The sequence below is a fragment of the Sulfitobacter guttiformis genome, from assembly GCF_003610455.1.
Classification (GTDB): domain Bacteria; phylum Pseudomonadota; class Alphaproteobacteria; order Rhodobacterales; family Rhodobacteraceae; genus Sulfitobacter; species Sulfitobacter guttiformis.
The window spans coordinates 548,437-569,975 of record NZ_RAQK01000002.1 but is presented as its reverse complement, the minus strand read 5'-3'; the positions used below and the strand labels follow the sequence as shown (position 1 = coordinate 569,975).

Here is a 21,539-nt window from a genome sequence, read left to right as displayed (position 1 = left end):
TATGTTCCCTTTTGTGTAAGGATTGGAACAAGCGGTCTGGAAAGCAGGGAGAAACGGAATGAGTGTTCGGATAGACGACACGGACAGGAAGATTTTAGCGGCGTTGCAAGCCGACGCGAGCCGCTCGCTGGATGAAATTGCGCGCGAGGTGGGCTCTAGCAAGACGCCGGTTTGGAACCGGATTCGGAAGCTTCGCGAAGCGGGGGTGATCGGCCAGCAGACTGTTGTGCTGGATGCAGAGTTGCTGGGGTTCGAGGCCTGTTTTTTTGTTTTGATCCGCACGTCCGAGCACGAGGCCGAATGGCAGGCGCGGTTTCTCAAGGCGCTACAGGATAGGCCCGAGGTGCAGGAGGCGCACAGGCTTGCAGGTGACATCGACTATATCCTGAAGGTACGGGTGGAGAATGCGCGTGCCTACGATCGCTTTTATCAAGCGCTGATCGGAGAGGTGCGGGTGCACAACGTGACGGCGCTGTTATCGATGGAGCAGATAAAATCAACCACGATGCTCCCGCTTTAAGGGCTGATCCAAAATAGCGCTTCGCGCATCAGATTTATTGCGGGTGCGCATATGAAATGGTGAGCACAAACCGTGTTGTGGCGCAGGGCGGTCGGAACTCTACAAAAAAGTGTCGAATGTGTACGGAGTACTGTGTGCCCCGGACGACATTGGAGGTTTTGAGGTGCAATATGTCAGCACCTCAAGGAGGAGGTGAGAATATGCGCGCCCGTGTTACAATCATTGGCCCTCGCAGATCTCACGAATGCACAAGTAGTTTGTCTAATTTGTGGAAGTGGTAAGAATCTGAGAAGCTCGGACTATCTCCCAGCGCCAGCTTTGGAAAATGTTTAAACAGAGCGGGCAGGGCGATCTGCATCTCCATCCGCGCCAGCGGCGCGCCGACACAAAAATGCACCCCCCCGCCGAAGGCCGCATGTGGCTTGACCGGGCGCTCGGGGCGAAACTGGTCGGCGTCAACATAGAGTGCCGGATCACGACCTGCAGCAGCGAGGACAAGGCCAACACGGCTGCCTTGCTTGAGGGTGATATCCCCGAGATCGACATCTTCATAGACATGGCGGTCAAACATATGAAGCGGCGGTGTGAAACGCAAAAGCTCCTCGCAGGTGGGCGCGATATGCGCGGGATCAAGTGCTGCTTGTGGCGTGGCGTGCTCCAGCAGGCATTTCACCGCATTTCCAAGGCTGTGCACAGTGGCCTCATGGCCTGCGTTGAGCAAAAGAACGCAGGTACTAATCAGCTCCGGTGTGCTCAGGCGGGTGCCGCTTTGCTCTGCCGAAATAAGCTCGGTGATCAGATCATTGGCAGGCGTATTGCGACGTTCGTCGATATAGGCCGTTAGGAATTCTGCGAACTCGGTTGCGGCGGTCGCGGCGGCCTCCTCAATCTGTCGGCTCCGGCCCGCCTGGTACATCGCAACCATATCCGAAGACCAGCGCAGCAGATCGGGAGCCATAGCTTCGGGCACCCCCAGCAGCCGCGCAATTATGCGAACGGGCAGTTGGGTGCAAAAGGTGGGGATCAGATCGAAAGGGGTGTCGCGGGGGAGTTGCCCGAGAAGATCATCGGTAATCTCCGCAATATCCGGCTGTAACGCCTTGATCCTGCGGGACGTGAAGGCGCGCAGCACCAAGCCACGCAGGCGGGTGTGATCGGGCGGCTCTAGCTCGAGCATGGAAAACTGCTCGACGGCGTGGAAGGGTTCAAGGTGGGCGGGCACTGGCCGGCGCTGGTCGTGTGGCACTGCACGGCCCAGACGCTTGTCCCGCAGCAAAGCAGCCACCGTTGCGGCATCAAAAGCTGCCGGCATGCCGTAATCCTCCCAGAAAACGACCGGACCGGAAGCGCGGGCCCGATCATAAAAGGGATATGGGTTTTGCACAAAGGCAGGATCATGCGGGGATTGGCTGAGGCTTATCATGCGCGCATCAAGCGCAGTTGTGCTGGTCAATGCAAGGTTTGGTGCATAAATTACCGGTTATGAAAGTCAGAATTTCCATCAGGGACGGATTTCTTGCGCGCAGCCTCGGAGTGGCGGTGTTTTTGACCTGTGTGGCGCTGCTGGCGGGGGCGGTCTGGCGGTACGCAACGTATCAGGGCATGTCGCAATTGTCGTCGCGGGCCAATGCCGATCTGGCGCTGGCCAGTGACCGCTTGGTCGGCCAACTTCAGCGTTACCGTGACCTTGCTGTGGTGATGGCCGATCATCCGCAGGTGGTGCGGGCCTTGGAGGGCACGGTTCGGCCTGAGGATGCTTTGTTGTTGCGCGGGGTGGCAGACCGTGGCGCTGCGTCGGATGTTATGGTGATCGACCGTTCAGGGCGTGTGCTGGCTGCGGCAAGTGATGGCGCGGGCAGTGTGAATGCGCGCGCTTTCGTAAAACGGGCGCTAAACGGGGCGCTGGGGCGCGGTTACGGCTCAGACGCGGGCGCAGGGCGCAGCTATTTTTACGCGGCACCTGTTTTCGGTGACGAAGGTTCCGTGCTGGGCGCATTGGTTGTCTCGACCGATCTGGCCTCTGTCGATTATGCGTGGCGCGGAGATACCGCTCCGGTGTTCTTCACAGATGGGGCAGGACAGGTGCAGGTCTCCAACCGCTCCGAGCTGATATTCTGGCAGCGGCCTAACGGAGAGCCGGGCCTGTGGCCGCCCCTCGGCGGTGCGCCAGATTTCCGCACCAGCTTTTTCGGGCCGCACGAGATCTGGCATCTGGGTCTGGGTCCTTACCTACCACAAGAAGCACTGCACCTGACGCGGGACTTGCCGGTGATCGGCATGACCGGTGAGGTATTGATGAGCGTCGCACCTGTGCGCCGCCTTGCGGCTTCGCAGGCGGCTGCTGTGGCGGCGCTGTGCCTTGCGTTTGGCGCCCTGTTGTTTTTGGCGACCGAGCGGCGGCGTACGCTCACCCGTGCCAATGCCCAGCTTGAGGCAAGGGTACGCGCGCGCACACAGGCCTTGCGCGACATAAACAACGAACTACGGCGCGAAGCATCCGAGCGGACGGAGGCACAACTTGCCCTTGCGCGCGCGCAGGATGATCTGGTGCAGGCGAGCAAGTTGAGCGCGTTGGGGCAACTGAGTGCGGGGATCAGTCACGAACTCAACCAGCCGCTGATGGCGGTTCAATCATTTGCCGAAAACGGGGTCCAATTCATCGCACGCGGGAAGCCCGAGCGCGCCGCAGAGAATCTGATGCGGATTTCTGATATGGCAGACCGGATGGGGCGGATCATCAAAAACCTGCGCGCCTTCTCCAAGCAAGAAAGCGTGCAGCAGGTGCGCGTTGATCTGGGAGCTGTGATCAATTCGGCGCTGGAAATGACGCAAGCGCGCAGTGACGAGATGGGGGTGAGCATCGATTTTACAGCGCCCGCCCTGCCAATCTGGGTGCGCGGTGGCGAGGTGCGTTTGGGGCAGGTGTTCATTAATCTGATCACGAATGCGCTGGACGCGATGGAGGGAATTGCCGTACGCCGTTTGACCGTAGACATCGTTCAAGCGGTCAACATAACCGTGACCATCAGCGATACAGGACCCGGCATTGCAGCCCCCGAACAGGTGTTCGATCCCTTCTACACAACCAAAGAAGTGGGCGCTGCCAAGGGCGTGGGACTGGGGTTGTCGATCAGCTATGCCATTGTACAAAGTGTCGGCGGCGAGATCCGAGCATATAATACGGACGGCGGCGCATGTTTTTCGGTTACATTGCTGCCTATGGCACAGGAGCGCGCTGCATGAGTGTGACGGTTTTATTGGTTGATGACGATGCCGCTGTGCGCGAGGCGCTTGCACAGACGCTTGAGCTGGCAGATCTGCACTGCATCGCTGCGGGGTCGTTTGTGGTTGCGGCAGATCACATCAAGCCGGAGTTTGACGGCGTTATTGTGTCCGATATCCGGATGCCGGGGCGTGACGGTTTTCACCTGCTGTCTCATGCCCAAGGAGTCGATCCCGACATTCCGGTGATTTTGCTCACCGGAGAGGGGGACATCCCGATGGCGGTTAAGGCTATGGGCGAAGGTGCGTTTGATTTTCTGGAAAAACCCTGTGCAGCCAAGGAGTTGTTGGCAGTGGTTGAGCGAGCGCTCAAAACGCGCAGCCTCGTTCTCGAAAACCGCCAGTTGCGTGAGTTGGTCGAGAGCGGTGATCCGGCTGCACGGATGATTTTTGGCGCCTCCGGACTGGCGCAGGGCCTGCGGGCGCATGTGCGCCGTGTGGCGCAGGCGCAGGGTGACGTGTTGGTGAGCGGGGCACAGGGCTCGGGCATCTCCAAGATTGCCGAAGTGATCCATCTCAGCTCGCTCCGCTCGAAACGGCCATTTTTGAAACGCGCAGCTTCCGATCTGGATGCCTTGGCGCTCGGCGCGGTTTACACCGAAGGGGAGGGCGGAAGCCTTTTTATCGACGAGATCGCATTACTCCCTGCACAAAGCCAGATGGCATTGGCCGAGACCCTTGATGGTGCGCCCACCACGCGGCTTATCGCGGGCACCACCCGTGATCTGGCCGCCGAGATGGAAGCGGGGCGCTTCAACGCCGATCTTTATTACCGCCTCGCTGTTATGCCCGTGCGCATTCCCGCGCTCTCAGAACGGCCCGAGGATATTCCGGTGCTGTTCCGCCACTATGTCGCGCAGGCGGCAGAGCAAAGCGGGCAGCCCGCTCCGCCGGTGGGCGCGCAAATTGACGCTGCTCTGATGGCCCGCGAATGGCCCGGAAACGCCCGTGCCCTCATGACAGAGGCGATGCGGTTTGTAATGGGCATGACAGAACTGGACCGGCCCGAATTGCGCGAGGTGGACGAGACACTTGGTCTGACTGCTCACATGGCCCAAGTTGAACAGTCGCTGATCGAGGGCGCACTACGCCGCGCGCAGGGTCAGGCAACCGAAGCCGCCCGCGCGCTCAAACTCCCGCGCAAGACATTCTACGATAAATGTACGCGTTACGGGATCAAACCTGAGGAATTCCGCAGCTGAGTCGCGGTGCAGGTGTGTGCGGAAATCCGCACAACTTTCGGGAGGCAGGTGCGGTTTTCCGCACTTTCTGGGAAATACGCTTGCGCTAACAAAAACCTAAAGATGGTTAAGTGCATGTTTTAGATAATAAAAATTGCTTGCATTTTTTGCGCCGACCAGTGCCTTGCGTGGTTGCGGGGGTAACATAATAGTGACGCATTGCGGCATGAACCCGCCGTGTGAATAAAATCTCTGGGAGGAGACATCATGAAATTTGTAACAGCGGCCGTTCTGGCCATTTCCTTGTCCGCCGGTGCCGCAGCTGCGGCCTGTGATGACGGTGAAATCGTAATTAAGCTGAGCCACGTCACCAACAGCGACAAGCACCCAAAAGGCATCGCAGCAACCCTGCTGGAGAGCCGCATCAATGAAGAGATGAACGGCAAGGCCTGCATGGAAGTCTTCCCGAACTCGACGCTTTATAACGATGATCAGGTTCTTGAGGCGCTGCTGCAGGGCGATGTACAGATGGCGGCACCGTCTTTGTCAAAGTTCGAACAGTTCACCAAAGTGTTCAGCATTTTTGACCTTCCGTTCATGTTCAAGAACATCAACGCAGTCGACGAGTTCCAGAACTCCGAAGCCGGTCAGGCGATGAAGGAATCCATGACGCGCCGTGGTTTGCTGGGGCTGGCATTCTGGCACAACGGTATGAAGCAGATGTCGGCCAACAAGCCGCTTTTGCTACCAACAGATGCTGCCGGCCTCAAGTTCCGCGTTCAGCCATCCGACGTGATCAAGGCGCAGATGGAAGCCATCGGCGTGAGCCCACAGCCAATGGCCTTCTCCGAAGTGTATGGCGCGCTCCAGACCAAGGTTGTGGATGGTCAGGAAAACACATGGTCCAACATCTATGGTCAGAAGTTCTTTGAAGTGCAGGACGGCACGACAGAGACCAACCACGGCATCATCGACTACATGCTTGTAACGAATACTGACTGGTGGGATGGCCTGCCAGAGGACGTGCGCACACAGTTGGCCACCATCGTTGACGAAGTGACAACGTCGCGCAATGCTGAATCCACCAACGTCGATCTGGAATCCCGTGCAGCGATCATTGCGGCAGGTGGCGAAGTGCGTGAACTGGACGAAGCACAGCGCGAGGCATGGATTGCAGCGATGAAGCCGGTCTGGGATCAGTTCCGGGACGACGTAGGTCAGGAAAACATCGACGCGGCCCAAGCGATCAACGCCAAGCACTAAGACGTCGCAGTCTTGGACACACCCCGCCTGTGGCTTCACGGGCGGGGTGGTTTTTATCCTTCTTCGCAGGAGCGGTTTCCCATGGCACATGCATATGTGGCAAAGACGGCCCTTGGCCGCATCGTCAATGAAATAGAAGAGACAGCAATCGCCGTTTTGCTGGGGCTGATGACACTTCTCACATTTGTGAATGTGGTGCTCCGCTATGGTTTTAATACCGGCCTCATCTGGGGTCTTGAGGCTGTGACGTTCCTGTTCGCGTGGCTCGTTTTGTTCGGGGTCAGCTATACCGTCAAGGTCACGGCGCAATTGGGTGTCGATGCGGTGATCAACCTTTTTCAACCACCGGTCCGCAAGGTGCTGGCGCTGATCGCAGGGGCGGTCTGCATTGCCTATGCGGGTCTGGTATTAAAGGGTGCGTGGGATTACTGGGCGCCATTTGCCGGACTTGATGCTACTACCGGACGCTGGTTCCCCACGGGATTCGCCAACAGCCGCGATCAGGCATGGTACGAAGTAATCGACCTGCCGTTCCCCGAATGGCTCCGCTGGATTGAGCCTATTATGAACGAGGGTGAGGCCTACGGAAAACTGCCGCGCTTTATTCCCTATGTCATCCTGCCCTTCGGAATGGGGCTTTTGTTGTTCCGGTTCATTCAGGCGTTCATCCGCATCTGGACCGGCGAGGCGACCAGCCTGATCGTAAGCCATGAAGCCGAAGACGACATCAAGGATGTCGCGCATTTGAACGCGGAGAAGTAAGCAAATGGAAGTTTTTGTCCTCTTTACGATGGTGATCGGCCTGATGCTGATCGGTGTGCCGATTGCGGTCTCGCTTGGTACCTCATCCATTATCTTTTTGCTGGTGCTCAGTGATACGTCGCTGGCCTCTATTGCGCAGACTTTGTTTCAGGCGATGGCGGGGCATTACACTCTGCTGGCGATCCCGTTCTTCGTCCTCGCCTCCAGCTTTATGTCCACAGGTGGGGTGGCGCGACGGATCATCCGATTCTCGATCGCCCTTGTGGGGCATCTGCCCGGCGGTCTGGCAATTGCGGGTGTCTTCGCCTGCATGATGTTCGCCGCTCTCTCGGGCTCGTCTCCGGCCACTGTGGTCGCCATTGGCTCCATCGTGATCGTCGGCATGCGCGAGGTCGGCTATACCAAGGATTTTGCCGCCGGTGTGATCGCCGTTGCAGGTACTTTGGGCATCCTGATCCCGCCCAGTATTGTGATGGTGGTCTATGCTTCTGCCACGGATGTATCGGTGGGCCGGATGTTCCTTGCCGGTGTTATTCCAGGTCTGTTGGCGGGTTTTATGCTGATGCTGACCATCTACATCATCGCGCGTGTCCGCAACTTGCCCAAAGGTGAATGGCAGGGCTGGGGCGAGGTGCGCCGGTCGGGCATCGAAGCGGGCTGGGGCCTTTTCCTGATCGTGATTATCCTTGGCGGCATCTATGGCGGGGTATTCACACCCACCGAGGCAGCAGCGGTCGCAGCGGTTTATGCCTTCTTCATCGCAAGCTTTGTCTACCGTGACATGGGGCCATTGCACGTAAAGGGGGAGGGGCAGAACATTTCGTTCCTGCAACGACCTTGGGTGTTGATCACCGCGTTTTTCCACCGCGACACGCGCAATACCCTGTTCGAGGCGGGTAAACTCACCGTAACGCTGATGTTTATCATCGCCAATGCGCTGATCCTGAAACACGTGTTGACCGACGAACAGATCCCGCAACAAATCTCGGCTGCGATGCTGAATGCGGGCTTTGGACCGGTAATGTTTTTGGTGATCGTAAACGTGATCCTGCTAATCGGTGGTCAGTTTATGGAGCCGTCCGGCCTGCTGGTCATCGTAGCGCCTTTGGTGTTTCCCATCGCGATCGAGTTGGGAATTGATCCTATCCATCTTGGTATCATTATGGTGGTGAACATGGAAATCGGCATGATTACACCGCCCGTGGGTCTTAATCTCTTTGTAACATCCGGTGTGGCGAACATGCCGATGATGAATGTGGTGCGTGCGGCACTGCCCTTCCTCGCGGTGCTGTTCGTCTTTCTGATTATGGTAACTTATATACCTATCATCTCGACATGGTTGCCGACGATGATGATGGGCCCCGAGATCATCATAAAATAGCGGGTTCGATATCAGACATCAAAGAAAGGGCGCGAAACTGTGACAGTCTCGCGCCCTTTTATGTGGTGAATGAAAAGTTGGAAAAGAGAGATGCGGCTTTCCGCGGCTCTCAGCTTTTTGCCAAAGCTGAGATGATGGGGCCGAAATCCGCAGCTTTGAGCGAAGCGCCGCCAACAAGTGCGCCGTCGACGTTCTCGGCCTGAAAGATCATCGCGGCATTGTCGGGTTTGACAGAGCCGCCATAGAGAAGGGGGATCAACTCTGCGACCGGTGCGCCGTAGCGGGTGGTGATACGCTCGCGGATAAAGTCATGGACCTCGACGATCTGGTCCAGCGTCGGGACCTTTCCGGTACCGATAGCCCAGATTGGTTCATAGGCGATAACAGTGTTGGTGGGGGTCATCTCGCCGGGCAGGGACCCTGCAAGCTGGCCTGCGATAATGTCGAGCGTATTGTTCGCCTCGTGATCTTCGAGTGTCTCGCCAATGCAGATGATTGCAGTAAGATCGGCAGCCCAAGCGCTTTTTGCTTTTTTGCGCACATCACGATCGCGCTCTTCATGGGCCTCGCGCCGCTCAGAATGACCAACGATAACATAGGTGGCGCCCGTGTCTGCGATCATGTCAGCAGAGATGTCACCGGTAAAGGCACCGCTGGCTTGCATATGGCAATCCTGTGCGCCGATGCGGATACTGGTGCCTTTTGCAGCCTGCGTTGCCCGAAACAACAAGGGGGCAGGTGGGCAAATCACAACATCGGGCGTATCGGCAGGCAGGAGTGATTTGAGGGCCTCAAGCTCTGCGAGACTTGCTGCAGTGCCGTTCATCTTCCAGTTTCCTGCTGCCAGTTTACGTCGCATCTGCTGTCCTTTGGTTTGATAGCCATGCCTAGCACCGGCCTGCCGCAGGTTCAACGATGGCGTTGGGCGCAGCGGCGCGTTATAGCTTGCGCATACCAATGAGGAGCTGGTGTTATGATCCCGTCTGTCGACCTTGAGGCCCTGAGCGCGGGAGAGCCTGCTGCGCTGGACGCGATGCGCGATGCGGCAACTGGCGTGGGATTTGCCACTGTCTACAACACTGCCCTGTCTGGCGCGCGCGTGCGCGAGGTGATCGAGACTTACCGTGCGTTTTTCAAGCTATCGGATACCAAAAAGCGCGCCTATGACATGGCGCGTACCGGCGCGAACAGGGGCTGGGGCGCACCGGGATCAGAGCAGGTCGATCCAGATGCAAATCCAGACTACAAACAATATTTCGACAGCGGGATCGAGTTGCCCGAAGTGGATCCGCGCCGCACGATGTCTGTTTACGCTCCGAACTTCTGGCCCGCAAACCCCGACCAATTTGCCAAGGTCATACGCGCCTACTACGATGATGCGCGGGTTGTAGCGCTGGAGGTATTGCGGGGCTTGTCGGAGGCAGTTGGCGCGCCGCGCGATGCGTTCGACGCAGCGTTCGGGACGCCTATGGCCCTGCTGCGCGGCAATTATTATCCAAAGCGGCCCGATTGGGCAGGGGCGAAGGATTTCGGTATCGCTACTCACACCGATTATGGCTGTCTTACCTTGCTCGCGACAGATGGTTCACCAGGGTTGGAGGTGCGAAAACGCGGGGGTGGATGGATACCAGTCAGTGCGGAGCCCGGCACATTTGTCATCAACTTTGGCGAGATGATGGAGGTTTGGACGGACGGACTTGTTCGCGCGACACCCCACCGTGTGGTCGGTGGCGTGAACGAGCGCATATCGGTACCGTTGTTTTTCAATCCTGCACACAACACCAATGTCGCGCCGAGAGGTTCGGAGAAAGTGATTTTGGCGGGGGAGCATCTGGCCGCACGGTTTGGCGAGACCTATCTGCACCTGAAAAAGTAGTCATTCTACTTGGCGAAAAGTGTTTCATCGAACTTGATGGATTCGCCACAACCGCAGGCTTCGGAGACGTTTGGGTTGTTGAATTTGAATGCGCTTTCCAGCAGCGATGTCTCATAGTCGATTTGGGTGCCGAAAAGGAACATCTGTGCCATTGGCGCGATCATCACCCGTGCGCCGTCCTGCTCAACGACCTCGTCGTTCGGATCAGCATCGTCCACATACTCCATCGTATATTCCATACCGGCACAGCCGCCTTTTTTCACGCCAATGCGCAGACCTGCATGGCCCTTCGACGTCATCAGTTTAATGATCTGTGCTGCTGCTTTATCGGTCATAGTGACCGCCTGCTTGCCTGGAATGCCGAACATAATGGAGCTCCTTTGAATCATAGATAAGCGGACGGCGGAGCAATCTCAAGCCCCGCCGCCCTAGGTTAAGCGATTGTTGTGCCTAGAGGCCCATGCAGTTGGCGTAGTAGGTCACTGTCGCAGGCCAGTCAGAGAAGACGCCGGCCACGCCCACATCCTGCGCCAGTACATCAAGCGCGACCAGATAATCGCTGTCGTCCTTGATAATGTCGCCGACCGATTGGAAGTACCAGCCGCCGCCCGATGCCAGAGGGCCGGAGCGTTCGAGCGTCCAGGCAATCAGCGTGATGTCTGCTGCTTTGGCTGCTTTGGCATAATCGGACGCCGCGATCTTACCGTCCTGATTGGTCATCAGCATATTGAGCGAGGCACTGATATAATTCACGCCGCGCTCTTTGAGTGCGTCGAAGTCCTGCAACCATGTCTCGGCGTTTTGCTCGTCAAAGCCTTCTGTCCATTCCACAAGGTAGACAGCCTGCGCGCCAAATTCGGGCGCATTGTCGATCCAGTAATAGACGTCTTCGACGTTGAAGGACTGTGGAAAAACATCTGTCGCGGGTACACCGGCAGCCACATATTCATCCACCAGTTTTTGCGCATAATCGGCTTGCGAAAACCCGTCATGGGGCATTTCGACCGAGGCACTCTTCAGCTCGGGGGTGAATTTCGCACCAAGGGATTTGAACAGTTCGATCGACTCCGCGTGTGTCATCAGCGTCGCTTTGTCGGTGTAGAGTTGTGTGCGCCACGGGGCAACGCCGCCCTGATAGGCCTCGGCGGTCAGGGCCGCTGTATCGGCGCTGTCCATTTTGGGCGTTAATGTGTTGAACTCCTCCAGCGTCAGCTCGGACGTGCGGCATTCTGCCGTGGCGGCGGTTTCGCCCTGCGCAGATGCAAACGGTGTCACGCATGTGCTGGCGAGGTCGGACACAAGGATGTTTGTCGTCGTGTGCAGGTCGTTTTGCGCGTGACGGCAGACCAATTCGTGGTCTTTGGTAAATGTCACATCACATTCCAGCACGCCTGCGCCCATCCGCGCTGCGGCGACATTACTTTGCACCGTGTGTTCGGGGAACATCAGTGGCGCGCCGCGGTGGCCGATGGAAAATGCAGTCTGCGTCGGCACTTGGGTGCTGCACGACATCAGTTTATCTTTGAGCGCACCCTCGGGAAGCTTGTCTACAAGGGCCGCAGGACGCGGTCCATAGGACAGGCCAAGGGAAGTCGTGTGTCCATCGGCCAGCGCCGCAGCAGGCAGTAGAGCAAGGGCAAAAAGCGATAATTTACGTGACATTCAAGTCTCCGGTCAAGTCAGGATATAACATCGCCTGAATGACGCGGAGCCGTAACAGTTTCACGACAGATATATGTCGGTTGGATTGTTGTTTTGTGTCAGCTTCGTAAAATGCCGCAGTGCAAGTTTACATAAAGCCCAGTTCTAGACGTGCCTCGTCAGACATCATGTCCATGCCCCACGGTGGCTCCCAGACCAGCTCGACGTTGACGTGCTTCACGCCAGCCAGCGGTTCAACCGCATCAGCGACCCAACCCGGCATTTCGCCTGCGACGGGGCACCCCGGTGCAGTCAGCGACATTTTGATATCAACCGCATTCTCTTCGTTAATATCAATGGTGTAAATCAATCCCAGCTCATAGATATTTACAGGGATTTCCGGGTCATAGACGGAGCGACAGGCCTCGACCACTTGCTCGTACAGCGGATGATCGGTACTGGACGGCGCGATCAGCGGAGTACCTTCGAGAGGGGGTGTTGAATTAGTCATCTGCGCCTCGCTCATAAACCAGACAGCCATAAATCCGGCTGCCGTAAAATTGAGTGTTGGAAACTTGAGTGTTTACCTACGGAATTCATATATGGATTACAGAGCACGGCGTAAAGGGATGCAACGCGCTTTCACAAGCTAGCCCTCGTTAATATCGCGTTTAACAATTCGCGCGCCGCTTGACTGGCTTTTGAACACCAGCTTGAGCACGATCCAAGCTCCAAGTGACAGACCCGCAAACAGCGCCAGAAGGGCGGAGGTGTTGGTGATTGCGCCAAAGGCAACGATACCGGCCATGGCCAGCGCCCCGAGCGCGAAGCCCAGAAAAATCGAAGCTGGAGCGATAAGCTCGATCAGGGCAAGTGCGAGCGCCGCACTGAGCCAGACCCACCAGATCTGAAGGATGCTGGCCGGATCCATCAGCTGCGTCCTTTCAGCAGCTTGAAGGCATCCCCAAAGGCTGCGAGCGCTTCTGAGGGGACAACAATCGTGTTGCTGCCCGCCCCACTGCTCATGACGCCCAAAGCTTCGACCTGCTTGAGGGCAATCTGGTATTGCGCAGCCTCCAGCCCGTTTTCGTTAATGGCGACTGCGACGATCTGGGTTGCATAAGCTTCGGCATCGGCCAGTACACGGCGCGCTTTGGCGGTCTGCTCGGAGGCATAAAGTTCGGCGTCGGCGGCCAGTTCGACGGCGCGCTTCTTGCCCTCCGCCTCGGTGACCTGCGCACGGCGCGCACGCTCGGCGTTGAGCTGCTGCATCATGGCCGCCCGCGTGGCAGCGTCCAGATTGACGTCAAGGATTTCGGCGCGTGTTACCTCGATCCCCCAGTTCTCGACCGATTCAACCACGTTGTTCTTGATGGTCGCGATCAGGGCCGAGCGGTTGGCCTGAACCTCGTCGAGGTCCATCATCCCGATTTCGGCGCGCACGATGCCCGCGACGGTTGTGGCAATCGCTGAATCCACATCGCGGATGCGGTAGACGGTCTTTTCAGGCTCGATGATCCGGTAGAAGACGGAAGTATCCACCTGAACCAGCACGTTGTCCCGGGTAATTGCATCCTGACTGGCGGTGGGCAGTTGACGCTCCAGAATGGAAATCTGATGAGCGATTTTGTCGAAAAACGGCACGATCAGATTAATGCCAGGTCCGAGTACGGCACGCAGGCGACCAAAACGCTCTACCACATGCTGCTCTGATTGCGGCACTATTTTAACAGCCTTCAGTACAACAACGATCAGCACAAGCGCCAGCAAAAGCCATCCGAGGTTGCTCTGGATTATATTCAGGGCCAATTCTTCAATACTCAATGCCGTATTCCTTTGGTGGTGTTCCTCACCAATGTGGACGCGTGCCCGACCGATTGCAAGAAGCACGGCAGTGGGTTAGGGCAGCAGGGCAACAGGGCAGAGGGTTTCAGATGACCGGATTTTCATACCAGATCAACGCTACTGACGGGCAGGCCCGCACAGGCGTGATCAACACCCCGCGCGGCGAGATCCGCACCCCTGCGTTTATGCCGGTTGGCACCGCCGCCACGGTAAAAGCGATGATGCCTTCATCGGTCCGTGAAACCGGCGCAGACATTTTGCTGGGCAATACATATCATTTGATGCTGCGCCCTACGGCCGAACGGATCGACCGCCTTGGCGGCCTGCATAAATTCATGAACTGGGACCGGCCAATTTTGACGGATTCGGGCGGTTTTCAAGTCATGAGCCTTGCCAACCTGCGCAAGCTTACCGAGCGTGGCGTAACCTTCAAAAGTCATATCGACGGCTCCAAGCACGAAATCACGCCAGAGCGCTCTATGGAAATTCAGGCATTGCTGGGCTCTGACATCGTGATGTGTTTTGATGAATGTCCCGCACTGCCTGCGGACCGTGACCGCATTGCGCAAAGCATGGAGCTGTCGATGCGGTGGGCAAAACGCTCCCGTGAGGCATTCGGCGATCGTCCCGGTCACGCATTGTTTGGTATTCAACAGGGTGGGCTGGAGGAGGATCTACGAAAGGTCTCAGCCGAGGCGCTGCGCGAAATCGGATTTGACGGATATGCCGTGGGCGGTCTGGCCGTGGGCGAAGGGCAGGAGGCGATGTTCGGCTGTCTCGATTATGCTGCCGACCAGCTGCCAGTGGAAAAGCCGCGCTACCTCATGGGTGTAGGCAAACCCGACGATATTGTGGGCGCCGTGGCGCGCGGCATCGACATGATGGACTGTGTTTTGCCATCGCGGTCAGGGCGCACAGGGCAGGTGTTTACCCGCCAAGGTGTACTTAACATAAAGAACGCGCGCCACGCCGATGATCCGCGGCCCCTGGACGAAGGCTGCGGCTGTCCGGCGTGTTCGCATTATTCGCGTGCATACCTGCACCACGTCTTCCGCTCGCAGGAAATGATCAGCTCGATGCTGCTCACATGGCATAACCTGCGTTATTATCAGGATATTATGGCAGGCATGCGGGAAACAATCGCGGCGGGGACGTTCCAGAAATGGCAGTCCGATTTCCACAGCACCCGCGCACAGGGCGATATCGACCCCCTCTAGATCATGCCTCGTAAGTAACCTGATAACCAAAGCTCGCACGCGCGCCCGGTGCGAGGGTCAGGGCATTTGGCCGCTGAGCAATCTGCGGGCCGTCACCGACATAAGATGCGGTGCCATGCCATGGTTCAATGCATAGAAACGGTGCCCCGACGGGCCGCCAGAGCGCCAGATCAGGCAGGTTCTGAAATTTGAATGACAGCGAAGGCCCGTTTTTCGGGCCGTAACGCAGCGCATCGGATCCATCTGGAAACACCAATGCACCGTATGCAAACAGATGCTCTGCCACCTCCAGATCACCTGCCACAAACGGACCCTTCTGTGCGTCTGGACGCAGCAAACCATCCGCCAGAGCGCGGGTATCAGGGCTGCCGCCACCTTGCAGCGTGACATGATGCGCAGCGCCTCCTGCATGGGGCAGAGGCCAGCAAAACGCTGGATGAAAGCCGAAACCGAAAGGCATCGGTTCAGGCCCCTCGTTGCTGACAGTGGCGCTGGCATGCAGGGTTTCACCGACCAGCCGATGGCTCACACGCAGCGCAAACTCAAACGGATAGACGGCGCGGCTGGCGGCTGTGTCGGTGAGGATGTGAATGCACATCGTGTCGGTATGTTCCTCCAGCGTGAAGGTGCTGTTACGCGCAAAGCCGTGCTGCGGCATGGGCGCGGTGTGATAACCTGCGGCTACGGTATCGTTCACCGCACGCCCGACAATTGGAAAAAGTATCGGTGCACGCCCACGCCAAAAAACACTGTCGCCGTGCCAAAGTAGATCATCGCCCGCCGCCGTGCGTAGATATTGCATTTCTGCGCCCAGCGGGGCTACGGCAAGGCTCAGCGCATCATTTTCGAGCTTCGTCAGTGTCATGCGGTGCTTTCACCCGCCTCATAGGCATTCATTGTCAGCAATTCATATTCCGCCACCAAATCATCGTCCTGATTGGTCACTGTCACATGCCAGCGAACCTGACCATATTGCGCCGTTCGCGGGGTCTTTTTCTTGACCGTGAGGCGCACCTTTATCTCTTCGTCCGGCGAGACAGGTTTCATGAAGGCAAGATTGCCAAGGCCGGTATTGGCCAGCACCGGTCCGGGATCGGGGTGGACAAACAGACCCGCAGCAAAGCTGAGCAACAGGTAGCCGTGTGCGACGCGACCGGGAAAGAACGGATTGGCCTTTGCGGCGTCTTCGTCCATATGGCCATAAAATGTATCACCAGTGAAATGCGCAAAGGTTTCAATGTCTTGCAGCGTCACCGTGCGCGGTTTGGTATAAAGCGTCTCGCCCAGTCGCAATTGATGGTAGGTGCGGGTGAAAGGGTGGGGACCGCCTGTATACTCGGCGGCACCGGGCACCCATTGATCACCGATCGCGGTGAGAATATCGGGGCTGCCCTGAATGGCGGTGCGCTGCATGTAGTGCATGACACCGCGTATTCCGCCCAGCTCCTCGCCGCCGCCCGCACGGCCCGGACCGCCGTGGACCATATGGGGCATGGGGGCGCCATGGCCGGTTGATTCCGCCATGGAATCGGAATTGTTGAAGTATAAACGCCCGTGCCATGCCGCAGCACCCATGACCATTTTGCGTGCCAATGCACCATCGCGCGTGATGACGGACGCCACAAGCGACCCTTTCCCCCGGTTCAAAAGTTCAATGGCGTGATCGGCATCGCGGTAGGGCATGATGGTGCTCACCGGGCCGAACGCCTCTGTGTCGTGCAACCGCTGCGCCCCGTCAGGGTCGGCGCAATGGAACAGCATCGGCGGCAAAAAAGCACCTTTTTCACGGTCCGCCCCGTGGACATCAAAGTTATTGGGATCGCCAAATACACGCTCGGCTTCGGTACCAAGTATTTTAGCCTTTTCGAGGACATCGTCGCACTGCGAACGGCTCACGAGTGCGCCCATCCGCGTGGCGGGATCTCGCGGATCGCCGATAACGGTTTTGGCCAGTCGTGCGCTCAGGGCGTCGATCACCGCCTCGACACTGGCTTGCGGTGCCATGATACGGCGGATGGCGGTGCATTTCTGCCCCGCTTTTGTGGTCATCTCGCGGTGGACCTCTTTGATGAACAGATCGAACTCCGCTGTGCCGGTGGCTGCATCCGCCCCGAGGACCGAGGCATTCAGGCTGTCCTGCTCGGCCACGAATTTGACCGAGTTTTCGAGAAGGTGTGGCGTTGACCGCAGCATAAGGGCTGTCTGCGCCGACCCGGTGAAGCTGACTACATCCTGCGCATCTGTGTGCAGCAGCAGATCGCCCACACCGCCCGAGATGAGTTGCAGTGCGCCATCTGGTAAGATGCCGCTCTCAAGCATCAGCTTGACGCACAGGTGGGTCACATAGCACGATGCAGTGGCCGGTTTCACGATGGATGGCACACCGGCAAGAAACGTAGGCGCAAATTTCTCCAGCATTCCCCAGACAGGGAAATTATAGGCGTTAATATGGATCCCGACACCTTGCATCGGCACGCAGATGTGCTGGCCCATAAAGCTGCCTGTGCGGCCCAATTGCTCCAGCTCTCCATCAAGATAGATGTGGGCATCAGGCATTTCGCGCCGCCCCTTTGAGGCAAAAACAAACATCGTGCCGATGCCGCCATCAATATCGAAGGCGTGGTCGGACTGCGTGGCACCCGTCTGATACGACAGATCATAGAGCGCCTGTTTGTGCTCGCTCAGATATAGCGCCAGCGCTTTGAGCATACGCGCACGGTCGTGGAACGTCAGTTCGCGCAGATTTCTGCCGCCCACTTCGCGGGCGTAGCCATGCATGCCTGCGACGTCGAGAGTACTGTTGCCGGCGGTCGCGATGATCTCGCCTGTGATGGCCGATGGAATGGCGCGCGCACCGCTGTCAGGGGCGACCCACGCGCCTTGGGCATAAGATGATACGTTCAACATCGGCATTTCCTTACTGGTCGTAGTCAAAGCGGACAGTATCCGAGAGCGGGTAACACTGGCACGTCAGTACAAAGCCGTCCGCCACCTCGTTATCCTCAAGCGCGTGATTGGTAAGCATCTCGACCTCGCCCTCGGTCACGCGGGCGCGGCAGGTCGAGCAGACGCCCGCCTTGCAGGCAAATGGCGCGTCCATGGAATTTTCCAGTGCCGCTTCGAGCAGGCTTATTCCACGTGGCATTTTAAAGCTGCGGGTTGCACCGTCAATGGTGACCGTAGCCTGCGTCATGGCGCCTGATTGGGCTGCGTCCGCCGCAATCGCTTGTTTTTTGGCGCGTCCAGGCTGAGAGGAGCCGAACAGCTCGAATTTGATTTGATCGTCGCTAAGGCCATGTTCGCGCAGTGCGGCGGCGATCCCCAGCATCATCGGTTCAGGTCCGCAAATGAACGCTGTATCAACCGATCCGATATCGATCCACCGCGAAAACAGTTGCGCGCACTTCTCGGAATCTACGCGCCCTGTAAACAGGTCGATGTCCTGCGCATCAGCCTCCAGAACATGGATCACGTTCACACGACCCATATAGGTGTTTTTGAGATCTTCCAGCTCGGCGCGGAACATGATCGTGCTCACAGCGCGGTTGGCATAAACCAGTGTAAAGCGCGAGTGCGGCTCACGGGTAAGGACCGAGCGCAGGATCGACAGCACCGGCGTAATTCCCGACCCACCCGCAAAGCCGAGATAGTGGCGCGAGGCATCCGCCTCCAGTACCGTATGGAATTTCCCCATCGGCGGCATTGCCTCAAGGGTATCTCCGACTTTGATGTCGTCGTTTGCCCATGTCGAAAATGCGCCGCCTTCGACCCGCTTGATACCGACCTGTAATGCGCCATCGTCAAGGCCTGCGCAGATGGAATAACTGCGGCGCAGCTCTTGGCCGTCGAACTCACGGCGGAACGTCAGGTATTGTCCTTGAATGAATTCGAAATCGGCGCCCTCTGGAGTGGCAAGGGTTAGAACAACCGCATCGCGGATTGTCTTATGAACATCTGTGACGGTCAGGGGATGGAAACGGGCCATTGAGCACCCTCATATACATTTGAAATAATCGAACGGCTCAAGGCAGCTGAGGCAGCGCCAGTGGGCCTTGCAAGGGGTTGAGCCGAACTGGCTTACCTTCTGGACATCTGCCGACTTGCAGCGCGGGCATGATGAGGGGCCACCGGCAGCCGAAGGAGGAGAAATGCCGTATTCCTCAAGCTTGCGCGCACCTTTCGCGCTGAGCCAGTCGGTCGTCCACGGCGGCGAGAGTTGCTGGCGCAGGCGGATGTTGGTGAGGCCACGGTCGCGTAGTGCGGTATCGACATCCAGATTGATGATGCTGGTCGCGGGACAGCCTGAATAGGTGGGTGTGATCGCCACTTCAAGCGTGTCCCCGACCCATTGCACGTCGCGGATGATGCCCAGATCAACGACCGAGATTACCGGGATTTCAGGATCGGGAACATCATCCAGCCACCCCCAGACTGTTTGTACATCGGGTTTTGAGGGTGCAGGATTCACCAGCGGGCATCCGGGTAGGCACGTTGTAGCCATTGCATCTGCGTGAGCAGGTGGCCCAGATGCTCGGTGTGCTGCTTGCCAGTGCGCCCGCCTTTATGGGCGAAACTGTCTTCGGGTATATCGAGTGTGGCCTCGGCCATCGTTGTCTGCACTGTGGCCGTCCACGCCTCGCGAAGGCTGGCAGGATCAGGTATTACTCCCTGAGCGGCCAGCGCCGCATCGGTATCATCGCTCTCGAACATCTCGCCCGTATAGGGCCAAAGCAGGTTTAGCGCGGTTTGCATTTTATCGTGGCTCACGGGCGTGCCATCCCCCAATGCGATTACCGTCTCGGCAGAGCGGTCAAGGTGATATGTAGCTTCCTTTACCGCTTTGGCTGCGATCTCTGCAATGCGCGGATCTGTGGATCGGGCGAGGGCGCCCAGAAGCGCATGGTGGTAGGCATCGAACAGAAACTGGCGCATCATCGTATGGCCAAAATCCAGATTTGGACGTTCCACCATCAATATATTGCGGAAGTCCCAGACATCCCGCAACATCGCCAAATCATCGGCACTGCGGTTTGCACCCTCGACTTCTGCGGCATATCCCAGCCACATTTGCGTCTGCCCAATCAAATCCAGCGCAGTGTTGGCGAGGGCAATATCCTCCTCCAAAACGGGCGCTTTGCCGCACCACTCGGACACCCGGTGCCCGAGGATCAACGTATTGTCCCCCAGCCGCAGCAAGGTCTGGAACAGCGCATCATTGCCCATCACATATGGCCCACTTCGTCTGGAACATCAAAAAATGTCGGATGGCGGTACACCTTGTCGTTCGACGGGTCATAAAGCGCCTCTTTGTCACCGGGGGCGGAGGCGTGGATGGCTTCGGCCTCAACGACCCAGATGCTCACACCCTCGTTGCGGCGGGTGTAGACGTCACGGGCGTTCTTGATCGCCATCTCAGCATCAGGGGCATGCAACGAGCCTACGTGACGGTGGCTTAGGCCGTGCTGCCCGCGGATGAACACCTCGAAAAGGGGCCATTCGCCGGTACGTTTGGGCTCCACGCGTTTTGCCGCGTTGTCCGGGGCTTTGGTCTTGTCGAAAGGAGCGGGGGCGGGGCTGCTCATTCTGCTGCGACCTTCATTGCACGCTTTTTCGCGGCGTGAGCCAACATTCCGTCACGCACCCATGCGCCGTCTTCCCACGCGGTTTTGCGTGTTTGCAACCGCTCTTGATTACAGGGGCCATTACCTTTCAGCACGTCAAAAAATTCGTTCCAGTCCGGCTCGGCAAAGTCGTAGCCGCCTTTTTTATCGTTCCACTTCAGCGTCTCGTCAGGGATAGTGAGGCCCAGATATTCGGCCTGCGGTGCGGTCTGGTCGACGAATTTTTGGCGCAGCTCGTCGTTGGAGTTCATCTTGATCTTCCAAGCCATCGACTGTTCGGAATGGACCGAATTTTCGTCCGAGGGACCAAACATCATCAGCGAAGGGAACCACATTCGGTTGAGCGCATCTTGCGCCATCTTTTTTTGTGCATCCGTGCCGTTGCACATCTTCATCATGATATCGAAACCCTGACGCTGGTGAAAGGATTCCTCCTTGCAGATCCGTACCATAGCACGGGCATAAGGGCCATAGGACGTACGCTGGAGCGGGACCTGATTCATGATCGCAGCACCGTCCACCAGCCAGCCTACAGCGCCCATATCGGCCCATGTCAGGGTGGGGTAGTTGAAAATGGACGAGTATTTCATCCGCCCCTCGTGCAGCGCCTCGAACATCTCGTCACGGGTGATGCCAAGCGTTTCGGCGGCGCAATAGAGGTAGAGGCCATGCCCCGCCTCGTCTTGCACTTTGGCCAGCAAAATCGCCTTACGCTCCAGTGTGGGCGCGCGGGTGATCCAATTGCCCTCGGGGAGCTGGCCTACAATTTCTGAATGGGCGTGCTGGCCGATTTGCCGGATGAGGTTCTTGCGGTATCCATCTGGCATCCAGTCTTTTGGCTCGATCTTGCCGCCAGCGTTGATGCGCTCTTGAAAGGCGCGCTCGTCAGGATCCATCTGTTCAAGGGATTTAACGCCCTTGCCGGTGGATTGAATCATCTGTGCGTACAT

22 protein-coding genes are annotated in these 21,539 nt (G+C 57.7%); 8 read left to right on the top strand and 14 right to left on the bottom strand.

What is annotated here, in order from left to right; all coding sequences use genetic code 11:
- Nucleotides 1-58: 58 nt before the first annotated feature.
- Nucleotides 59-520 carry an Lrp/AsnC family transcriptional regulator gene (locus C8N30_RS15360; RefSeq protein WP_025061910.1) on the top strand — a complete coding sequence of 154 codons (462 nt, stop codon included), beginning with the start codon at nt 59-61 and terminating at the stop codon, nt 518-520.
- A 238-nt stretch (nt 521-758) separates the two neighbouring features.
- Here C8N30_RS15360 and C8N30_RS15355 read toward each other — a convergent pair whose 3' ends face one another.
- Nucleotides 759-1,943 (bottom strand): cytochrome P450, encoded by a 1,185-nt coding sequence (locus C8N30_RS15355; protein ID WP_025061911.1) that lies wholly within the window; start codon nt 1,941-1,943, stop codon nt 759-761.
- A 59-nt stretch (nt 1,944-2,002) separates the two neighbouring features.
- On the opposite strand from C8N30_RS15355, the gene C8N30_RS15350 reads away from it, so the two are divergent.
- The 5 genes from C8N30_RS15350 (at nt 2,003) to C8N30_RS15330 (ending at nt 8,389) form a co-directional block, all read left to right on the top strand.
- The gene (locus tag C8N30_RS15350) at nt 2,003-3,763 is read left to right on the top strand and encodes a sensor histidine kinase (RefSeq protein WP_051567278.1); all 1,761 of its coding nucleotides are present in this window, start codon (nt 2,003-2,005) and stop codon (nt 3,761-3,763) included.
- Nucleotides 3,760-5,004, top strand: coding sequence for a sigma-54-dependent transcriptional regulator (locus C8N30_RS15345; protein ID WP_025061913.1), 1,245 nt, complete (start codon nt 3,760-3,762; stop codon nt 5,002-5,004). The genes C8N30_RS15350 and C8N30_RS15345 overlap by 4 nt, the downstream gene beginning before the upstream one ends.
- A 246-nt stretch (nt 5,005-5,250) precedes the next feature.
- Nucleotides 5,251-6,246: a DctP family TRAP transporter solute-binding subunit gene (locus tag C8N30_RS15340; RefSeq protein WP_025061914.1), complete on the top strand. Its 996-nt coding sequence runs from the start codon at nt 5,251-5,253 to the stop codon at nt 6,244-6,246.
- A gap of 81 nt (nt 6,247-6,327) precedes the next feature.
- Nucleotides 6,328-7,008 carry a TRAP transporter small permease gene (locus C8N30_RS15335; RefSeq protein WP_025061915.1) on the top strand — a complete coding sequence of 227 codons (681 nt, stop codon included), beginning with the start codon at nt 6,328-6,330 and terminating at the stop codon, nt 7,006-7,008.
- 4 nt (nt 7,009-7,012) lie between these two features.
- Nucleotides 7,013-8,389 carry a TRAP transporter large permease gene (locus C8N30_RS15330; protein WP_025061916.1) on the top strand — a complete coding sequence of 459 codons (1,377 nt, stop codon included), beginning with the start codon at nt 7,013-7,015 and terminating at the stop codon, nt 8,387-8,389.
- Between the two features lie 109 nt (nt 8,390-8,498).
- On the opposite strand, the gene tpiA is transcribed toward C8N30_RS15330, so the two are convergent.
- Nucleotides 8,499-9,248 (bottom strand): triose-phosphate isomerase, encoded by a 750-nt coding sequence (gene tpiA / locus C8N30_RS15325; RefSeq protein ID WP_025061917.1) that lies wholly within the window; start codon nt 9,246-9,248, stop codon nt 8,499-8,501.
- Between the two features lie 114 nt (nt 9,249-9,362).
- On the opposite strand from tpiA, the gene C8N30_RS15320 reads away from it, so the two are divergent.
- Nucleotides 9,363-10,265 carry an isopenicillin N synthase family dioxygenase gene (locus C8N30_RS15320; protein WP_025061918.1) on the top strand — a complete coding sequence of 301 codons (903 nt, stop codon included), beginning with the start codon at nt 9,363-9,365 and terminating at the stop codon, nt 10,263-10,265.
- Nucleotides 10,266-10,270: 5 nt separating this feature from the next.
- Here C8N30_RS15320 and C8N30_RS15315 read toward each other — a convergent pair whose 3' ends face one another.
- The 5 genes from C8N30_RS15315 to C8N30_RS15295 all read right to left on the bottom strand — a co-directional run bounded on the left by C8N30_RS15315 (nt 10,271) and on the right by C8N30_RS15295 (nt 13,730).
- Entirely contained in the window at nt 10,271-10,633 is a 363-nt protein-coding gene (locus tag C8N30_RS15315) for a HesB/IscA family protein (protein WP_025061919.1), read from the bottom strand.
- 82 nt (nt 10,634-10,715) lie between these two features.
- Nucleotides 10,716-11,927, bottom strand: coding sequence for a glycerophosphodiester phosphodiesterase family protein (locus tag C8N30_RS15310; RefSeq protein ID WP_025061920.1), 1,212 nt, complete (start codon nt 11,925-11,927; stop codon nt 10,716-10,718).
- Nucleotides 11,928-12,054: 127 nt separating this feature from the next.
- Complete coding sequence (locus C8N30_RS15305; protein ID WP_025061921.1) at nt 12,055-12,417, bottom strand: SUF system Fe-S cluster assembly protein; 363 nt, start codon at nt 12,415-12,417, stop codon at nt 12,055-12,057.
- Nucleotides 12,418-12,555: 138 nt separating this feature from the next.
- A complete protein-coding gene (locus C8N30_RS15300) occupies nt 12,556-12,837 on the bottom strand; it encodes a hypothetical protein (RefSeq protein ID WP_025061922.1) in 282 nt (93 codons plus the stop codon).
- Nucleotides 12,837-13,730: an SPFH domain-containing protein gene (locus tag C8N30_RS15295; protein ID WP_025061923.1), complete on the bottom strand. Its 894-nt coding sequence runs from the start codon at nt 13,728-13,730 to the stop codon at nt 12,837-12,839. The genes C8N30_RS15300 and C8N30_RS15295 overlap by 1 nt, the downstream gene beginning before the upstream one ends.
- A 110-nt stretch (nt 13,731-13,840) precedes the next feature.
- On the opposite strand from C8N30_RS15295, the gene tgt reads away from it, so the two are divergent.
- The gene (tgt, locus tag C8N30_RS15290) at nt 13,841-14,968 is read left to right on the top strand and encodes a tRNA guanosine(34) transglycosylase Tgt (RefSeq protein WP_025061924.1); all 1,128 of its coding nucleotides are present in this window, start codon (nt 13,841-13,843) and stop codon (nt 14,966-14,968) included.
- A gap of 1 nt (nt 14,969) precedes the next feature.
- On the opposite strand, the gene C8N30_RS15285 is transcribed toward tgt, so the two are convergent.
- Genes C8N30_RS15285 through paaA form a run of 7 tightly spaced genes read right to left on the bottom strand, consistent with a single transcriptional unit; the run spans nt 14,970 to nt 21,539 of the window.
- The gene (locus C8N30_RS15285; protein WP_025061925.1) at nt 14,970-15,833 is read right to left on the bottom strand and encodes an aldose 1-epimerase family protein; all 864 of its coding nucleotides are present in this window, start codon (nt 15,831-15,833) and stop codon (nt 14,970-14,972) included.
- Nucleotides 15,830-17,881: a phenylacetic acid degradation bifunctional protein PaaZ gene (gene paaZ / locus C8N30_RS15280; RefSeq protein ID WP_025061926.1), complete on the bottom strand. Its 2,052-nt coding sequence runs from the start codon at nt 17,879-17,881 to the stop codon at nt 15,830-15,832. Before paaZ ends, C8N30_RS15285 begins: the two co-directional genes overlap by 4 nt.
- A gap of 4 nt (nt 17,882-17,885) precedes the next feature.
- Nucleotides 17,886-18,953, bottom strand: coding sequence for a 2Fe-2S iron-sulfur cluster-binding protein (locus tag C8N30_RS15275; RefSeq protein ID WP_025061927.1), 1,068 nt, complete (start codon nt 18,951-18,953; stop codon nt 17,886-17,888).
- Nucleotides 18,954-18,962: 9 nt separating this feature from the next.
- Nucleotides 18,963-19,436 (bottom strand): 1,2-phenylacetyl-CoA epoxidase subunit PaaD, encoded by a 474-nt coding sequence (gene paaD, locus C8N30_RS15270; protein ID WP_025061928.1) that lies wholly within the window; start codon nt 19,434-19,436, stop codon nt 18,963-18,965.
- Nucleotides 19,433-20,191: a 1,2-phenylacetyl-CoA epoxidase subunit PaaC gene (gene paaC, locus C8N30_RS15265; protein ID WP_025061929.1), complete on the bottom strand. Its 759-nt coding sequence runs from the start codon at nt 20,189-20,191 to the stop codon at nt 19,433-19,435. The genes paaD and paaC overlap by 4 nt, the downstream gene beginning before the upstream one ends.
- Nucleotides 20,191-20,550: a 1,2-phenylacetyl-CoA epoxidase subunit PaaB gene (paaB, locus tag C8N30_RS15260; RefSeq protein WP_025061930.1), complete on the bottom strand. Its 360-nt coding sequence runs from the start codon at nt 20,548-20,550 to the stop codon at nt 20,191-20,193. Before paaB ends, paaC begins: the two co-directional genes overlap by 1 nt.
- Nucleotides 20,547-21,539 carry a 1,2-phenylacetyl-CoA epoxidase subunit PaaA gene (gene paaA / locus C8N30_RS15255; protein WP_025061931.1) on the bottom strand — a complete coding sequence of 331 codons (993 nt, stop codon included), beginning with the start codon at nt 21,537-21,539 and terminating at the stop codon, nt 20,547-20,549. Before paaA ends, paaB begins: the two co-directional genes overlap by 4 nt.

Bases quoted from the DNA above. Each gene is read 5' to 3' on its own strand.
- C8N30_RS15335 (WP_025061915.1), top strand. From the start codon at position 6,328: ATGGCACATGCATATGTGGCAAAGACGGCCCTTGGCCGCATCGTCAAT.
- paaA (WP_025061931.1), bottom strand. From the start codon at position 21,539: ATGTACGCACAGATGATTCAATCCACCGGCAAGGGCGTTAAATCCCTT.
- C8N30_RS15320 (WP_025061918.1), top strand. From the start codon at position 9,363: ATGATCCCGTCTGTCGACCTTGAGGCCCTGAGCGCGGGAGAGCCTGCT.
- paaB (WP_025061930.1), bottom strand. From the start codon at position 20,550: ATGAGCAGCCCCGCCCCCGCTCCTTTCGACAAGACCAAAGCCCCGGAC.
- C8N30_RS15300 (WP_025061922.1), bottom strand. From the start codon at position 12,837: ATGGATCCGGCCAGCATCCTTCAGATCTGGTGGGTCTGGCTCAGTGCG.
- paaC (WP_025061929.1), bottom strand. From the start codon at position 20,191: ATGGGCAATGATGCGCTGTTCCAGACCTTGCTGCGGCTGGGGGACAAT.
- tpiA (WP_025061917.1), bottom strand. From the start codon at position 9,248: ATGCGACGTAAACTGGCAGCAGGAAACTGGAAGATGAACGGCACTGCA.
- C8N30_RS15330 (WP_025061916.1), top strand. From the start codon at position 7,013: ATGGAAGTTTTTGTCCTCTTTACGATGGTGATCGGCCTGATGCTGATC.
- C8N30_RS15305 (WP_025061921.1), bottom strand. From the start codon at position 12,417: ATGACTAATTCAACACCCCCTCTCGAAGGTACTCCGCTGATCGCGCCG.
- C8N30_RS15275 (WP_025061927.1), bottom strand. From the start codon at position 18,953: ATGGCCCGTTTCCATCCCCTGACCGTCACAGATGTTCATAAGACAATC.
- tgt (WP_025061924.1), top strand. From the start codon at position 13,841: ATGACCGGATTTTCATACCAGATCAACGCTACTGACGGGCAGGCCCGC.
- C8N30_RS15355 (WP_025061911.1), bottom strand. From the start codon at position 1,943: ATGATAAGCCTCAGCCAATCCCCGCATGATCCTGCCTTTGTGCAAAAC.
- C8N30_RS15345 (WP_025061913.1), top strand. From the start codon at position 3,760: ATGAGTGTGACGGTTTTATTGGTTGATGACGATGCCGCTGTGCGCGAG.
- C8N30_RS15360 (WP_025061910.1), top strand. From the start codon at position 59: ATGAGTGTTCGGATAGACGACACGGACAGGAAGATTTTAGCGGCGTTG.
- C8N30_RS15315 (WP_025061919.1), bottom strand. From the start codon at position 10,633: ATGTTCGGCATTCCAGGCAAGCAGGCGGTCACTATGACCGATAAAGCA.
- C8N30_RS15340 (WP_025061914.1), top strand. From the start codon at position 5,251: ATGAAATTTGTAACAGCGGCCGTTCTGGCCATTTCCTTGTCCGCCGGT.
- C8N30_RS15350 (WP_051567278.1), top strand. From the start codon at position 2,003: ATGAAAGTCAGAATTTCCATCAGGGACGGATTTCTTGCGCGCAGCCTC.
- C8N30_RS15285 (WP_025061925.1), bottom strand. From the start codon at position 15,833: ATGACACTGACGAAGCTCGAAAATGATGCGCTGAGCCTTGCCGTAGCC.
- C8N30_RS15310 (WP_025061920.1), bottom strand. From the start codon at position 11,927: ATGTCACGTAAATTATCGCTTTTTGCCCTTGCTCTACTGCCTGCTGCG.
- paaZ (WP_025061926.1), bottom strand. From the start codon at position 17,881: ATGCCGATGTTGAACGTATCATCTTATGCCCAAGGCGCGTGGGTCGCC.